Source organism: Spongiibacter pelagi (genome assembly GCF_014705705.1).
Taxonomy (GTDB): domain Bacteria; phylum Pseudomonadota; class Gammaproteobacteria; order Pseudomonadales; family Spongiibacteraceae; genus Spongiibacter; species Spongiibacter pelagi.
Genome location: NZ_JACXLD010000009.1, coordinates 1 through 14,080, shown reverse-complemented (window position 1 = coordinate 14,080; position 14,080 = coordinate 1). Strand labels below are relative to the sequence as shown.

Annotated in this window: 16 protein-coding genes, 1 tRNA gene and 1 pseudogene; 7 read left to right on the top strand and 11 right to left on the bottom strand. The window is 51.5% G+C overall.

All coding sequences use genetic code 11. The features are described 5' to 3' along the window. Positions 1 to 261: a glutaredoxin 3 gene (gene grxC / locus IB286_RS13265; RefSeq protein WP_190766370.1), complete on the bottom strand. Its 261-nt coding sequence runs from the start codon at positions 259 to 261 to the stop codon at positions 1 to 3. A 28-nt stretch (positions 262 to 289) separates the two neighbouring features. Further along, on the bottom strand, positions 290 to 703 hold the full coding sequence (locus tag IB286_RS13260) for a rhodanese-like domain-containing protein (RefSeq protein ID WP_190766368.1): 414 nt from the start codon (positions 701 to 703) through the stop codon (positions 290 to 292). Between the two features lie 138 nt (positions 704 to 841). On the opposite strand from IB286_RS13260, the gene gpmI reads away from it, so the two are divergent. The 3 genes from gpmI to IB286_RS13245 are packed head-to-tail and all read left to right on the top strand — an operon-like array spanning position 842 to position 4,938. Next, positions 842 to 2,398 (top strand): 2,3-bisphosphoglycerate-independent phosphoglycerate mutase, encoded by a 1,557-nt coding sequence (gene gpmI / locus IB286_RS13255; protein ID WP_190766366.1) that lies wholly within the window; start codon positions 842 to 844, stop codon positions 2,396 to 2,398. Between the two features lie 12 nt (positions 2,399 to 2,410). Beyond that, on the top strand, positions 2,411 to 3,571 hold the full coding sequence (locus tag IB286_RS13250) for a murein hydrolase activator EnvC family protein (protein WP_190766364.1): 1,161 nt from the start codon (positions 2,411 to 2,413) through the stop codon (positions 3,569 to 3,571). 47 nt (positions 3,572 to 3,618) lie between these two features. After that, positions 3,619 to 4,938 carry a S41 family peptidase gene (locus IB286_RS13245; RefSeq protein ID WP_190766362.1) on the top strand — a complete coding sequence of 440 codons (1,320 nt, stop codon included), beginning with the start codon at positions 3,619 to 3,621 and terminating at the stop codon, positions 4,936 to 4,938. A gap of 35 nt (positions 4,939 to 4,973) precedes the next feature. On the opposite strand, the gene hisF is transcribed toward IB286_RS13245, so the two are convergent. The 4 genes from hisF to hisB are packed head-to-tail and all read right to left on the bottom strand — an operon-like array spanning position 4,974 to position 7,785. Then, positions 4,974 to 5,747 (bottom strand): imidazole glycerol phosphate synthase subunit HisF, encoded by a 774-nt coding sequence (gene hisF, locus IB286_RS13240; protein WP_190766359.1) that lies wholly within the window; start codon positions 5,745 to 5,747, stop codon positions 4,974 to 4,976. Positions 5,748 to 5,758: 11 nt separating this feature from the next. Next, complete coding sequence (gene hisA, locus IB286_RS13235; RefSeq protein ID WP_190766357.1) at positions 5,759 to 6,487, bottom strand: 1-(5-phosphoribosyl)-5-[(5-phosphoribosylamino)methylideneamino]imidazole-4-carboxamide isomerase; 729 nt, start codon at positions 6,485 to 6,487, stop codon at positions 5,759 to 5,761. 27 nt (positions 6,488 to 6,514) lie between these two features. Beyond that, positions 6,515 to 7,192 (bottom strand): imidazole glycerol phosphate synthase subunit HisH, encoded by a 678-nt coding sequence (gene hisH, locus IB286_RS13230; protein ID WP_190766355.1) that lies wholly within the window; start codon positions 7,190 to 7,192, stop codon positions 6,515 to 6,517. Then, entirely contained in the window at positions 7,192 to 7,785 is a 594-nt protein-coding gene (gene hisB, locus IB286_RS13225; RefSeq protein WP_190766353.1) for an imidazoleglycerol-phosphate dehydratase HisB, read from the bottom strand. The genes hisH and hisB overlap by 1 nt, the downstream gene beginning before the upstream one ends. An 81-nt stretch (positions 7,786 to 7,866) precedes the next feature. On the opposite strand from hisB, the gene IB286_RS13220 reads away from it, so the two are divergent. The 4 genes from IB286_RS13220 to IB286_RS13205 all read left to right on the top strand — a co-directional run bounded on the left by IB286_RS13220 (position 7,867) and on the right by IB286_RS13205 (position 9,805). Further along, positions 7,867 to 8,271, top strand: coding sequence for an acetyl-CoA sensor PanZ family protein (locus IB286_RS13220; protein WP_190766351.1), 405 nt, complete (start codon positions 7,867 to 7,869; stop codon positions 8,269 to 8,271). Then, positions 8,228 to 9,373 (top strand): A/G-specific adenine glycosylase, encoded by a 1,146-nt coding sequence (gene mutY / locus IB286_RS13215; RefSeq protein WP_190766349.1) that lies wholly within the window; start codon positions 8,228 to 8,230, stop codon positions 9,371 to 9,373. The genes IB286_RS13220 and mutY overlap by 44 nt, the downstream gene beginning before the upstream one ends. Further along, positions 9,373 to 9,645 carry an oxidative damage protection protein gene (locus IB286_RS13210; RefSeq protein WP_190766347.1) on the top strand — a complete coding sequence of 91 codons (273 nt, stop codon included), beginning with the start codon at positions 9,373 to 9,375 and terminating at the stop codon, positions 9,643 to 9,645. Before mutY ends, IB286_RS13210 begins: the two co-directional genes overlap by 1 nt. Before the next feature lie 84 nt (positions 9,646 to 9,729). Further along, positions 9,730 to 9,805: transfer RNA gene (locus IB286_RS13205), tRNA-Phe, on the top strand. 6 nt (positions 9,806 to 9,811) lie between these two features. Here the strand turns inward: IB286_RS13205 and IB286_RS13200 are convergent. From IB286_RS13200 to IB286_RS13185, 5 genes and pseudogenes are all read right to left on the bottom strand, one after another. Beyond that, a complete protein-coding gene (locus IB286_RS13200) occupies positions 9,812 to 10,846 on the bottom strand; it encodes a tyrosine-type recombinase/integrase (protein WP_190766345.1) in 1,035 nt (344 codons plus the stop codon). Between the two features lie 68 nt (positions 10,847 to 10,914). Continuing rightward, a pseudogene (locus IB286_RS15825) lies at positions 10,915 to 11,055 on the bottom strand (helix-turn-helix domain-containing protein); the annotation flags it as partial. Continuing rightward, positions 11,052 to 12,341, bottom strand: coding sequence for a replication initiation factor (locus IB286_RS13195; RefSeq protein ID WP_190766343.1), 1,290 nt, complete (start codon positions 12,339 to 12,341; stop codon positions 11,052 to 11,054). The gene IB286_RS13195 and the pseudogene IB286_RS15825, both read right to left, overlap by 4 nt. A gap of 81 nt (positions 12,342 to 12,422) precedes the next feature. Continuing rightward, positions 12,423 to 13,181 carry a hypothetical protein gene (locus tag IB286_RS13190; protein ID WP_190766341.1) on the bottom strand — a complete coding sequence of 253 codons (759 nt, stop codon included), beginning with the start codon at positions 13,179 to 13,181 and terminating at the stop codon, positions 12,423 to 12,425. Then, positions 13,178 to 13,972: a DUF2459 domain-containing protein gene (locus IB286_RS13185; RefSeq protein ID WP_190766340.1), complete on the bottom strand. Its 795-nt coding sequence runs from the start codon at positions 13,970 to 13,972 to the stop codon at positions 13,178 to 13,180. Before IB286_RS13185 ends, IB286_RS13190 begins: the two co-directional genes overlap by 4 nt. Positions 13,973 to 14,080 lie beyond the last annotated feature (108 nt).

Sequence of the window (14,080 nt, the reverse complement as noted above, 5' to 3'; positions counted from 1 at the left end):
TTACCGTTCGCGCTGGAGCATGCCATCCAACGCGCCGTGCCGCTCTAGCGTAAACAAATCGTCGCAACCACCCACGTGAGAGTCACCAATCCAGATTTGCGGCACTGTGCTTTGTCCGGTGCGCTCAAGCAATTGCTGACGCATATCGCGCCGGCCATCCACAGGAATTTCTTCGTAATCCGCGCCCTTACTGCCCAACAATTGTTTTGCACGAATGCAATATGGGCAAAAGCGTGTGGTGTATATGGTGACCTTGGCCATGGTTTTCAAGCACCGAAATGAAATTAGATTATTTAACCAGCGGCATTTTCATTGCCTGCCACTCGCTGATACCGCCTTTCATACGGTACACCTGCTGATAACCCTTGGCAGTCATTTTCTTGCCAGCAGTTCCCGCCGATTGGCCCAGCTTACAAACCAGCACCACCGGCTTGGATTTATCTGCGGCTACACGTTCCAATTCATCGTCCAGTTTAGCCAGCGGAAGATTCTTTGAATCCAGAATATGGCCTTTGCCAAACTCCGCCTTATCGCGAAGATCCAACAACAAAGCACCCTCACCATTAACCAGATTAACCACCTGCTGTGGGGTCAATGAGCGGCCCGACTTACGGGAATCGTGGTAGCTAAGCAGGAAAATACAGGACAACAAACCACCGACCAGCATCCACTGTTCGGCCAGAAACAAGATCAATTTTTCCATGAAGTCTCTCTAAACTCCGCGAGGCGGCTGTATTTAAAGGGGCGAAGTATACACAATTCTCACACTCCCTCGCATGGTTTACGCGGCCCGGAGTCGTTACAATGTGGCTTTAATTCGCAATACAGATTTGACACGCTCATGACCACCCCAGCGCCCAAAAAACCGGTTGTACTGATTATTCTGGATGGTTTCGGTTACCGCGAAGCCCCCGAAGACAATGCGATTTACCACGCCAACACCCCGTACTTAGATCAACTGTGGCAGTCCGTTCCCCACACGCTGATTTCCGGTTCTGGGCTTGATGTCGGCCTGCCCGACGGGCAAATGGGCAATTCTGAAGTGGGCCATATGAGCTTAGGCTCAGGGCGCATTGTTTATCAAAGCATTACCCGCATTGATAAAGCGATTGCCGATGGCGACTTCTTTAATAATCCCGCCTATACCGAAAGCGTCGACAAAGCGATCGAGAATGGCAAGGCCATTCACATTATGGGCCTACTGTCTCCAGGCGGCGTGCACAGCCACGAGCAACATCTGTTTGCGATGATGGAACTGGCCGCCAAACGCGGCGCCAACAAAATTTATTTGCACGCCTTTTTAGATGGCCGCGACACGCCGCCGCGCAGCGCACAATCTTCACTAGAGCGTGCCGATGCTAAGTTCGCCGAACTTGGCGTAGGTCGCACCGCCTCTGTTGTGGGCCGTTATTTCGCGATGGATCGCGACCAGCGCTGGGATCGCGTAGAAAAAGCGTATCGCCTGCTGACCGAGAGCAAGGCCGAGTACCGCTACGACTCTTCTGTAGATGCTCTCAATGCGGCTTATGCCCGCGACGAGAACGATGAATTTGTTGCTCCCAGCATTATTCAAACGGCCACACAAGAAGATGCCCGTATTGCCGATGGCGATGCCGTTATCTTTATGAACTTCCGCGCCGACCGCGCCCGCGAACTCAGCTATGCCTTTATCGACAAAAACTTTGATGGTTTTGAGCGCGGCCCCATGCTGAATTTAGGCGGCTACGTAATGACCAGCCAGTACGCCGACGATCTGGATGGCCCCGTGGCATTCCCGCCAGACAATATTGCCAACAGCTTTGGTGAAGTGCTGGAAAGCGCTGGCCGAACGCAACTGCGTATTGCCGAAACTGAAAAATATGCCCACGTCACTTTCTTCTTTAGTGGCGGCCGCGAGGCGCTATACCAAGGCGAAGATCGCAAACTGATCAAGTCTCCCGATGTCGCAACTTATGATCTCAAGCCCGAGATGAGCGCACCGGAAGTGACCGAAGAACTGGTTGCCGCCATTAAGAGCGGTAACTACGACGCCATTATCTGCAACTACGCCAATGGCGATATGGTTGGACATACCGGCGTTTTTGAGGCGGCCGTAAAAGCGGTAGAGGCACTGGACAGTGCACTTGAAAAAGTCTGCGCCGCCGTGCGCGAAGTGGGTGGCCAATGCTTGATCACTGCCGACCACGGTAACTGTGAGCAAATGCAGGATTACGATGCCCTGCAACCACACACCCAGCACACTACCGAACTGGTGCCCTTGTTTTATGTGGGCGACAAGCCCCTGCAACTCGACCCCAAAGGCGGTCGCCTCTGCGATATCGCCCCCACTCTGCTTGGTCTTTTAAATATCGAACAACCTGCAGAAATGACTGGCCACAACTTGCTGCTTCCCCGCTAAGGCAGCAGCGAGATGTCGCCCTGGGCACAGTTGACGGCACGGGTTTTATTACTCACCTGTGCCGTAATTTCTCCGCTAGTTTCAACCCAAGCCCAGGCCCAAGACCAGCAGCAGAGTGAGCAACAACTCAGCCGCCTGCTCGACCAAATTCGAAAATTAAAGAACACCATCACCGGCACCTTGAGTCAGCGCGACAATGCTCAGCAATCGCTACAAGAAGTAGAACGCGAAATAGGCAAGCTCGCTCGCGAACAACGCCAAATTGAAGCCAGCTACCGAGGCCAGCAAAGCAAATTACAGCAACTGGAAAACCGCCAACGCGAACTCAACATCCAGCAACAAAATCAGAAAGCGCTGATCGCCAAGCAATTGCGCAGCGCCTATATGCTGGGCAATGAAAGCCAGCTAAAAATGCTGCTTAACCAACAAGATCCCAATGCCGTTTCGCGCATGATGGGCTACTACGACTACTTTAATAAGGCCCGTCGTCAGCAGCTAGAAAACTACCGGCAGACATTAGTTGAAATTCAAGAACTGATTCCCAAGGTTAATAGCGCCACGCTAGAACTGGCCGCACAAAAAACCGCACTGGATAAACAAGAACAACAACTCAACGCCAAAAAATCTGACCGCGCCAATATTGTCGCTCAACTAGACAGCAAACTCGCCAACCAAAAAGACTCGCTCTCAGACCTAGATCGTCAGCGCCAAGAATTAGAAGGCGTACTCAAAGCGCTGACCGAAGAAATTACCGAAATCATCATTCCAGAAAGCTATCTACCCTTCGCCAAAATGCGCGGAAAAATGGCGTGGCCCGCTGCCGGCAAGCGCCTTAATAATTATGGCGCGCCGCGTCAGGGCAGCGCCGTGAAATGGCAGGGCGTTCAAATCGCCGCCCAAGAAGGCGATACCGTTAAAGCAATTCACAATGGCCGAGTGGTCTACGCCGACTGGCTGCGCGGCTCAGGCCTGCTACTGATACTGGATCATGGCGGAGAGTACCTCAGCCTCTATGCCCACAATCAAAGCCTGCTGCGCGGCGAGGGAGAATGGGTGAAAGCCGGCGAAGCCATCGCCACGGTAGGTAACAGCGGTGGCCGCCAGCAAAATGGCCTGTATTTTGAAATAAGACATAAAGGCAAACCCACTAACCCTTACCGTTGGTGTCGCTAGCCATCGCAAGCTACAATCTGAAGGGTCACCACCAGAGCTTTAAAACTATGCTGACTCGTTTTTACCGCCACACCGCTATTTTTTGCGGCTGCCTTTTATTAAGCACTGCCGCACTGGCCGAGTCGCCACCTAAAGCCCCAGAGCCAGAAGCACCACTGCCCATGCAGTCGCTGCGCAACTTTGCCGATGTGTTTAATCAAATTCGTTCTGCCTATGTAGAAGAAGTAACCGACGAAGTTCTGCTGGAAAATGCCATACGCGGCATGCTCACCGGACTCGACCCCCATTCCGATTATCTAGACAAAAGCTCTTACGAAGATCTGCAAACTCACACCAGTGGCGAATTTGGCGGCCTTGGCATAGAAGTCGGCATGGAGAATGGCTTTGTCAAAGTCATCGCCCCTATCGACGACACCCCCGCTCAACGCGCCGGCCTGAAAAGTGGCGACCTGATTATTCAAATTGATAACACCCCCATTAAAGGCATGACCTTGCAGCAAGCGGTTGGCCTGATGCGCGGCCCTAAGGGCAGCAAAATCGCCATTACTGTTTTACGCGACGGCGGCACGCCATTTGAGCTAAATCTCATTCGCGATATTGTCAGCGTGGCCAGTGTACGCGGCAATATGATTCAACCCGGCTATGGCTATCTGCGCATTGCCCAATTTCAAAGTCGAACCGGCGCAGACTTACGCCGTGAGCTACAAAAACTTAAAGCCTATCCAGAGCCCCTAAAAGGCGTCGTACTAGATTTGCGCAACAACCCCGGCGGCTTGCTGCAAGCGTCTGTTCAGGTCGTTGATGAATTTCTAGACTCCGGCCTGATTGTGTATACCCAAGGCCGCCTACCTAATTCTTACAGCCGATACGAAGCCAACGCCGAGCGACCTGCGGATAAAACTCCCATGGTGGTATTAATCAACGGCGGCTCCGCATCCGCCTCTGAGATTGTTGCCGGCGCGCTGCAAGATCATCGCCGCGCCCTTATTCTTGGCACCCGCAGCTTCGGCAAAGGTTCGGTACAAACGGTGTTACCCCTTTCTGAAGATAGCGCCATCAAACTCACTACCGCTCGCTACTACACCCCCAGCGGTCGCTCTATTCAGGCTTTAGGAATCGAACCCGACCTAGTTGTGGAGCGCGCCAAAGTAGAAACCCTTGAGCGCTCCAGCAATATCACCGAAGCCGATCTCGCCGGGCATTTGAATAACGGTGAGAATGAAAGCAATCGCAAAAGCCGCGATGCGGTAGAAAACGACGACGCCGAAATTGCCGCTAACGACAATCAGCTATACGAAGCGCTGAACTTGCTAAAAGGGATGTACATCATGTCGCAGGCGGGAACGGCCGCTGCGATAGAACGCTAACGAGAGACAAACATTCTCTCGTTAGCTGAGAGAGATCAGAGCCGGACTTCTATGCCGCGCTCTGCCATATAGGCCTTTGCCTCTGGCACAGTATGTTCGGCAAAGTGAAAAATACTCGCCGCCAATACCGCATCGGCACCGCCTTCCGTCACGCCATCCACGAGATGTTGCAATGTGCCCACACCACCCGAAGCAATTACGGGCACAGCCACCGCATCTGAAATTGCGTGGGTCAGCAGCAGGTCGTAACCCGCCTTGGTGCCATCGCCATCCATGCTGGTCAGCAGGACTTCACCGGCGCCAAAGTCCACCATTTTAATCGCCCATTCCACCGCATTAATGCCGGTGGGTTTGCGACCGCCGTGGGTAAAGATTTCCCAGCGCGGCTGGCCATCCACATCGTCCACACGTTTGGCATCAATGGCGATAACAATGCACTGCGAGCCAAAACGCTCCGCCGCTTCACGCACAAACTCGGGGTTGTGAATCGCCGCAGAATTAATAGCTACCTTGTCCGCTCCAGCATTAAGCATGGTGCGAATGTCTTCAATTTTGCGAATACCACCGCCCACCGTAAGCGGAATAAAAACCTCGGCGGCAATTTGCTCAACCGTGTGTACGGTCGTCGCCCGGTCTTCGTGGGTCGCAGTAATATCGAGGAAGGTGATCTCGTCGGCACCCTGCTCGTTGTAACGCTTAGCGACTTCAACCGGGTCACCCGCATCGCGAATACCCACAAAGTTCACGCCTTTGACAACGCGGCCTTTATCAACATCGAGACAGGGAATAATGCGTTTTGCCAGAGCCATTAGCAGAAACCTCAGGCGTCACAGAAAGCTTGCGCTTCCTGCAAATCCAATTCGCCCTCATAAATTGCACGGCCGGTAATTGCACCGAGAATGCCAGCATCCGAGACATCTTTCAGCACGCGAATATCATCCATATTGGTCACCCCGCCGGAAGCGATCACTGGCATGCCGGTCGCTTTCGCCAAGGCCACCGTCGCCTCAATATTCACGCCCTGCATCATGCCGTCGCGGCTAATATCCGTGTAAACAATAGAGCTAACGCCATCTTGCTCAAAGCGCTTGGCCAACTCTGTTGCCTGAATATCTGAAACTTCTGCCCAGCCGTCGGTCGCCACCAAGCCGTTTTTAGCATCCAGCCCAACAATCACCGCACCGGGAAATTCGCGGCAGGCCTCGGCCACAAACTCAGGCTCTTTCACTGCCTTAGTGCCGATGATGACGTAGTTCACGCCCGCATCCAGATACTGCTCAATAGTTTGCAGAGAACGAATGCCGCCGCCAATTTGAATCGGCAGATCGGGATACGCCTTGGCGATCGCCATAACCGCCTCGCCGTTTACCGGCTTACCGTCAAAGGCACCATTTAAATCCACCAAATGCAGGCGACGAGCGCCCTGTTTCACCCAACGGGCGGCCATCTCAACCGGATCGGCACCATATACGGTGGCATCGCCCATCTCGCCCTGACGCAAGCGTACGCACTCGCCATCTTTTAAATCAATTGCCGGAATAATCAACATAGGAACAACCTGAACAAACTTTAGAATTTAATCTTCAACGGGGAAAAATGAGGCGGCAGGCAATTCCCATTGCAGGAAATTACGCAGTAGGCGCAGGCCCATATCACCACTTTTTTCTGGGTGAAATTGCACCGCAAATACATTGTCGCAACTCAATGCAGCATGAATCTCCACGCCGTAATCCGCCGTGGCCGCCACAAATTCTGGCGCCTCGATGTAGTAACTGTGCACAAAGTAAAAACGGCTATTGTCGGGAATACCCTGCCAAAGCGGGTGATCGCCACAATGCTTAACCGTATTCCACCCCATATGCGGTACTTTTAGGCGCTGGCCTTGCGCATCGCGCAAATCCTTACCGAAAAATTTAACGCGACCGGGCAGCACATCCAAACAATCCACACCGCCGTTTTCTTCGCTGTGCTCCATCAATGCCTGCATGCCTACACAAATGCCGAGCATAGGTTTGGTGGCCGCCACTTCTTGCACCAATTCATCTAGGCCGCGATTTTTAAGCTCGGCCATGCAATCACGAATTGCGCCCACGCCTGGGAAAATCACTCGGTCAGCCGCAAGAATAAGCTCAGGGTTATCGGTGACCTGCACCGTTACCCCGCCCTCAAGCTCCGCGCCCACTTTCTCCAGCGCGCTGGCAACCGAGTGCAGATTACCCATGCCGTAATCAATAACGGCAACTGTCTTGCTCATTACAGGCAGCCCTTGGTCGAAGGCATTACGCCGGCCATGCGCTCATCCACCGACAGCGCCATACGCAGAGCGCGACCAAACGCTTTAAATACCGTTTCCGCCTGGTGGTGAGTATTTTGGCCGCGCAGATTATCGATATGCAGCGTGACCTTGGCGTGGTTTACAAAGCCGTGGAAAAACTCAGAAAACAGATCCACATCAAAACCACCAACACTCGCACGGGTATACGGTACGTGGTATTCCAAGCCGGGGCGGCCGGAGAAATCAATCACGACCCGCGACAGCGCTTCATCCAGCGGCACGTAGGCATGGCCGTAACGAGTCAGGCCTTTTTTATCGCCAACCGCTTCGGCAAAGGCTTGGCCAAGAGTGATACCAATATCTTCAACCGTGTGGTGATCGTCGATATGCAGATCACCCTTGGCTTGAACAACCAGGTCGATCAAGCCATGACGCGCAATCTGATCCATCATGTGATCCAGAAACGGCACACCGGTTTCAAAATGTGACTGGCCAGTGCCGTCTAAATTAACGGTGACTGTGATCTGTGTCTCAAGGGTATTGCGGCTGACCGTGGCCTTACGTTCGTTCATCGACCTTCCAATAGAATATGGCGTAAAATGGGTATTATAAAAGTTCCCAGCCCCCAAAGACACTACACAGAGCTGTTACAAATGCCTGTCTACGCCGAGTTTATAAAATCTGTCGACGAGCCCGATCGCGCTGATCTGGAACGCCTCTACGGAAAAGATACCGACAAACTGCTTAATGCCGCCGAAAAAGACAAACTTATTCTGGTTGCCGGACGCTTTAACGGCAAACTGATTGCCGGCTTTACCCTAACCCCTATTCATGCCGGCGACTACCAAATGGCGCGTCTCTGCGTGCGTGAAATTACTCGCCGCCGGGGGGTCGCCAGACAATTATTAATTCAAGCCTTTAAAGCCTTACCAGAAGAACTCGTGAGCATTTCAGCAGATCTGCGCAGCGCCCCCGAGCTTTGCAATCTAATGAGCGACCTCGGTTTCAAATCCAATGGCGCAATCTGGCAATGGCAACACCCGCAAAAAACCGCATAAACCCAGTACCTTGCCAAATAAATCGTCGTCAAATTCCTGTTTTAGCGCCCGACTACTGAGCTGGTTTGACCAGCACGGGCGCAAAAACCTGCCCTGGCAAAAAGACATCACCCCATACCGGGTATGGGTGTCTGAAATCATGCTGCAACAAACCCAAGTCGCCACGGTTATTCCGTACTACGAACGATTTATGGCGCAATTTCCAACAGTGAACGATCTGGCCAAGGCCGATTCCGATACGGTGTTATCACTGTGGACTGGGCTCGGTTACTACGCCCGCGCCCGCAACCTTCACAAAGCTGCGCAGCAAGTTGTAAGCGAACATCAGGGACAATTCCCGGCTCAACTTGAAGAATTAGAAGCCCTACCCGGTATTGGCCGCTCCACCGCCGCCGCCATTTACAGCATTGCCTGCCAAGGTCGCGCTCCGATTCTCGACGGCAACGTAAAGCGCGTATTAAGCCGACACGGCGCAATCGAAGGCTGGCCGGGACAAAAAAATGTAGAAAACGCCCTTTGGGAAATCGCCGAAGCATTTACACCAACTGAGCGTGTTGCCGACTACACCCAAGCCATCATGGACCTCGGCGCCAGCCTATGTAGCCGCAGCAAACCTCAATGCGAACAATGCCCGGTAAAAGAAGACTGCAAAGCATATTTGAACGGTAATCCCACCGACTATCCGGGCAAAAAACCGCGCAAAGCCCTGCCAGTAAAACAATGCCAAATGCTGCTAATCGAAAATCCCCAAGGAGAAATCCTATTGGAGAAACGCCCAGAAAAAGGCATTTGGGGCGGCCTGTGGAGCCTGCCCGAACACAGCACCGATGAAGATTGGCAAGACCAACTCCAACAACAACTCGCCGGCGCCACACCACTAAGTCACAACATGCTTAACCCACTGCGCCATACCTTTAGCCACTACCATCTGGATATTCAGCCCATTCATATTCGCTTGGGCCAAACACCCAGCCACATCATGGAAGCCGGACGGCAGCTCTGGTATAACAACAGCCCCTCTCAGCAACTCGGCTTCGCCGCCCCAGTGAAAAAACTGCTAGATGCCGTACTGAGCAACGATTTACTGAAGGACATTCGCTAATGAGCCGCACCGTATTCTGCCGCAAGCTACAACAAGAGCTACCCGGATTAGACAAGCCTCCCTACCCCGGCCCCAAAGGCCAAGACATTTTTGAAAACATCTCAAAACAAGCTTGGTTGGAATGGCAACAGCACCAAACCATGCTCATCAACGAAAAACAACTCAGCATGGTCGACCCCAAGGCCCGTAAATTCATTCAACAAGAAATGGAAAAATACTTTGCGGGAGAAGAATTTGAACGCGCCGAAGGCTATGTGCCGCCCAGCGAATAATTGCCCGACGAGCACTTGACTCCCCGTTTAGGAACGGGTTTAATACGCGCCTTTCGAGGACGGCGCTCGCCATCCTCGCCCTATGCCCAGATAGCTCAGTCGGTAGAGCAGTGGATTGAAAATCCTCGTGTCGGTGGTTCGATTCCGCCTCTGGGCACCATTTAAATCAATGACTTACAACTAATCTTAAGCCGCTGCGCTGATTCACTGTACCCAAAACTGTACCTTCGATACGTTTTGCCGCTTCGTGCATGTGTTCGCCACTTAAATGCGCGTATCTGAGCACCATCTCGTAACTCGACCACCCACCCAGCTCCTGTAACTCTTGGAGCCGTGTACCGCTTTGGACGTGCCATGACGCCCATGTGTGCCGCAGATCGTGCCAGCGGAAGTCCTCAATGCCCGCTCGCTTCTTTGCTGCCGCCCAAGCCTTTGTCGATGTCCGCTCTACCGGATTACCCTTGTAGGTAAACACATAAACCGGATGCTTGCGTTTCCGCTCGCTTAACACGGCCATTGCATCCGCATTTAAGGGAACCGCTATGGCCTTGCCCGACTTTGACTCGTCAGCATGTATCCACGCCACCTGTCGCGATAAATCCACCTGATCCCAGCGCAAATAACTGCAATTGCGTTGGCGCAACCCCGTTGCCAGAGTAAAGCGCGCCATCTCGGCCAAATGCTCGGGAAGTTCAGCGATGAGTCTTGCTGCCTCTTCCCGCGTAATCCATCGGACACGTATTTTCTCTTCCCGATATAATTTGACTCGGGGAACACGATCAATCCATTCCCAATCTTGCCAAGCGGCCCGGAGTATTGCCCGGATCAGCGCAAGGTAACGATTGGCCGTGGAGGGACTGGCTTCGCTTTTCTTGGCCTTCGCGATCTTATGGATCAAATCAGCGTCGATGTCATCGAGCCACTTATTCCCAAGATAACGATCTAGCCACCTCAGCTTGCCAATATCTTTCTCGTGATCGGCCTTGTCTTCCGTTATATCGAGCCACCGTTCCACAGCTTCTTGCCAGGAACGCCTTGGCTTCTCTCCGAGCCGGTACTTTCGCCAGAGATCGGCCTTTAGTCGGTCGTGGTATTCGAGGGCCTGTTCCCGATCTTTAGTCCCAGAAGAGCGCTGTATTTGCTCCCCTGAGGGACTCGTGAACTTGACCCACCAGACCTCACCGCGTTTGTAGAGTGACATTCGTAATCCTCCATGTCACAGCCACTTAACGGCGCTTGCCCACGGCCAATATAGAGCGCCCGCAGGTGCTCGACAAGATCGGATTCGAGGAACACCCACTGTTTGGCCGGTTTTGCCCCCCGGATATCGCCGCGCTTGGCCTTGGCCCGCAGGGCAGAGGGGGACATTTTGAGGAAGGCCGCCGCCTCGTTGAGATCGAAAGATTTCATTCACTCTCAGGCTCCCCAGAAGATTCAGAGCGGATTTTATTGAAGCGCTTGGCCTTCTCGTTAATCTTCTCCAGAAGGTGGTCATCCAGCGCCCGCTCATAGCCCTTGCGAGTGACGTGATAACGCCGAGCATCACGAATAAACCGCTGCACTCCGGTATCCACATCCACCACACCCGTCATCGCCATGTAGGACGACAACGCCCCCAAGCCATTTACAAACAACTGGTGCTTTTGAGGTTCGCGCTCCGTTTTGACCCGCCAGAGGTGACGATCAATTTCGCCCCAATCAGCTTCCTGTAGGCAAACCCAGAATGGATTGGTTGGCCAGCGGCTGCGAGTTTGATCCAGACTCGGCAATTTGAGCTGGAGCCACTCGCGAGTCGCATAATCCCAGAGCCCGGCTAAATCCCCCAACAGATCAGTAACGCCACAAACATCCAACTCCTTAAGAACAGGACGCTTAAATTGGAACTCAAGTCGCCAAACCTTCGACTCCAGATCCCAACCGTTTAACGTCCAAACCTGATAAAAGTATTCCTTTTTGGATTTCGTCAGCTCCAAAGTTTTATCGTATAACCGGCAAGATAAATCACCACCTGCACCAAAGGTGTAACCGGAGAAACGGCCATGCTCCGAATACCGATTGAGCTTAGCAATCCGACCCACCCACCATTCTTGTGGAAACTTGCCGGGATCGAGCTTCGTCACAAAATCCGTGCAGACATCTACACGACTCACCTGAAAACCTCCCGCAGCCGAATCCAAAGCCTGTGCGATACGTACCAACTTCAGGAGCACTGGCTTTACCCCTTCACAAGTTAAAACCTCACTCCGTATTTGAGCATAGAGCATGGGCAGGCTTTCGGAGCCACGGGAAGAAATCTGGAGGTGAAACCAGTTGTCAACAAGACAGAATGAATACAGCCCCTTGCCTTGAGCCTTTACCTCAAAGCGGTGTCCTTCAAGATCGAGGTACGCACTAGCTCGCAACTCTGCCACGACAGATTGGGCGGATTCTTTTAAGCACTGGAGCCGATCTTCCATTTCGGGGGTGATTTGACCCGGACACGACACGTAGAGAGAGTCGATGCCAGACCGAAGAATGGAGACGTCACTTAGGAAGTCTGTGCAGTTTGAAGGTGCTGTGTTACTAAGTGGCGCACCTCCACCGTCGGTTCCGACGCGCTCCGGGTGCGTTGGCATCATGGCTGCGCCAAAGCCGCCAACTGCACGCCGTTTCCCGCCGGCCTGATTGGATTGTGGGTCTTTTGAGTTTTCATACATTTTTCGAACCTCAGTGGTAAATAGAGGTTCGTATTAATAATCAGACAACCCTGTTAGATACACGACATAAAAAAAGCGGTTTTATGTCGGATAGTTTTTCTTCCAACGCTCAATAAATTTCCACAGACTCCTAGCCGCATCCCCGTCATGTGGATAGATAGCCAAGTCTACGCAAAACAATTGGTAAGCTTTTTCTTCATTGAGACTTTCGAGAGCATCTTCTTGATGAAGCGCTACGAGACACAATCGAAGTTCAGGATACTCAAGGAGTTTCTGGGAGGGCTGCCCATTTATGGCGGAGGCAAGTTTTTTGAAAAAGCCGGCGTCACCTTCAGCTTCAGCAATTGCTATTCGGCGCTCGAGATTTGGATGAGCGAGCAATGACTTATCAACCCGAAGCATCTTAAATAAGATCTTATCATCTGAGGTTTTTGAGTAACTAGAAACGAACGTATCTAATGAATAACCATAATAACGAATAGATTTGAACGTTCTGAATATTGCTTGTAGCGCAGCTAGAGCGTAGGGGCGAGCTGACTCACCAACTTCCGGAATCGTTTCATCGCTAGCACCCCAATCACTTAGCGCCTTTTGTGGATCGCCGCTATTCGCAAACTCAATGACTTTTGATTCCAAGTTGAATAAAGACACACAGATACTTACCAGTTCAAAAAAAGTGGAGTTATAGATTTTTAGCCATGAAAATGGGCGGGGCATTTCCGTATCAAGTTTTCCGCTAAGAGTTGCAGCCATCTCAGTTTCCATTTGGATAGATTCGTGCTGAAAGACTAACAGGCCTTTCAAATCTTCTGCGCTGCATTTTCCAAATCGCTTAGTCAATAGCCAATCTCTTTAAGCAAACCATTTATCCAAGTATTACAATTATTAAATAAATAATATCTTCCATTAGCACGGTAAATCCGGTACCCATTACCTGAACTGGAAGTGCCTTTTTTTTCAAGAATTATTTTGCCCGAGGCATCAAGTTTAATGGTTTCCCCTATTCTTTTTAGGATGGCTTGGTAAGAAACTTCTGTCACTTTTAGCTTAGACAACTCAACAGACTTGGCATAAAAATCAACTGGCTCTCTAGAGAAAGGCATTACATAAAGCCCAGAACTTGTGGGATAAAAAAGCTCTTTTAACACCAACACACCACCGCGATCATTACGCTCTGTTGTATACCACTCGAGCCCCCCCCACCCCAATTCCAAATAGCTCGCATGGGGAAATTCGTCTTTTAACATAGGCAAGTATGGCTTTGCATCTTGCCATCCAATAATTATTCCCCTATGACGATTCACCTTATTTACAAAGATAAACTTATCCCCAGGGTTCATTAGATACGTAGCATTTTCTTTTGGAAGAGTTGCACAACCATGGCAGGTTATAACAAGAAAAATCAGCCCCACATTTCTGTGGAAAATCTCTGTCCATATTTTTCGAATCACGACTTTACTTTCTCTAAAAAAGAAGAATAAGATATCTTTGTTATAACCACTTTTTATAAGGTAATGCCAGTGAAAAACTTTATTCTTTTTATGGCCCTGCTCTTTGGAGTAACCAGTCTTACTTTTGCAGGTGAAAGCGCAGAGAGCGCAGAGAGCGCAGAGAGTGTGTAATCCCCCCATTTACCGCAACAGCTATTCGTAGAATTTAAGCTGCTTTTAGCAGTTGTCTTGGAGGTATGCCTCCTATCGCCGAGTTGGGCCGTTCATTGTTGTACATCCAGAGCCACT

Excerpts from the sequence above, each read along its gene's own strand:
- grxC (WP_190766370.1), bottom strand. The coding sequence starts at position 261 with ATGGCCAAGGTCACCATATACACCACACGCTTTTGCCCATATTGCATT.
- IB286_RS13260 (WP_190766368.1), bottom strand. The coding sequence starts at position 703 with ATGGAAAAATTGATCTTGTTTCTGGCCGAACAGTGGATGCTGGTCGGT.
- gpmI (WP_190766366.1), top strand. The coding sequence starts at position 842 with ATGACCACCCCAGCGCCCAAAAAACCGGTTGTACTGATTATTCTGGAT.
- IB286_RS13250 (WP_190766364.1), top strand. The coding sequence starts at position 2,411 with ATGTCGCCCTGGGCACAGTTGACGGCACGGGTTTTATTACTCACCTGT.
- IB286_RS13245 (WP_190766362.1), top strand. The coding sequence starts at position 3,619 with ATGCTGACTCGTTTTTACCGCCACACCGCTATTTTTTGCGGCTGCCTT.
- hisF (WP_190766359.1), bottom strand. The coding sequence starts at position 5,747 with ATGGCTCTGGCAAAACGCATTATTCCCTGTCTCGATGTTGATAAAGGC.
- hisA (WP_190766357.1), bottom strand. The coding sequence starts at position 6,487 with ATGTTGATTATTCCGGCAATTGATTTAAAAGATGGCGAGTGCGTACGC.
- hisH (WP_190766355.1), bottom strand. The coding sequence starts at position 7,192 with ATGAGCAAGACAGTTGCCGTTATTGATTACGGCATGGGTAATCTGCAC.
- hisB (WP_190766353.1), bottom strand. The coding sequence starts at position 7,785 with ATGAACGAACGTAAGGCCACGGTCAGCCGCAATACCCTTGAGACACAG.
- IB286_RS13220 (WP_190766351.1), top strand. The coding sequence starts at position 7,867 with ATGCCTGTCTACGCCGAGTTTATAAAATCTGTCGACGAGCCCGATCGC.
- mutY (WP_190766349.1), top strand. The coding sequence starts at position 8,228 with ATGGCGCAATCTGGCAATGGCAACACCCGCAAAAAACCGCATAAACCC.
- IB286_RS13210 (WP_190766347.1), top strand. The coding sequence starts at position 9,373 with ATGAGCCGCACCGTATTCTGCCGCAAGCTACAACAAGAGCTACCCGGA.
- IB286_RS13200 (WP_190766345.1), bottom strand. The coding sequence starts at position 10,846 with ATGTCACTCTACAAACGCGGTGAGGTCTGGTGGGTCAAGTTCACGAGT.
- IB286_RS13195 (WP_190766343.1), bottom strand. The coding sequence starts at position 12,341 with ATGTATGAAAACTCAAAAGACCCACAATCCAATCAGGCCGGCGGGAAA.
- IB286_RS13185 (WP_190766340.1), bottom strand. The coding sequence starts at position 13,972 with ATGGGGGGATTACACACTCTCTGCGCTCTCTGCGCTCTCTGCGCTTTC.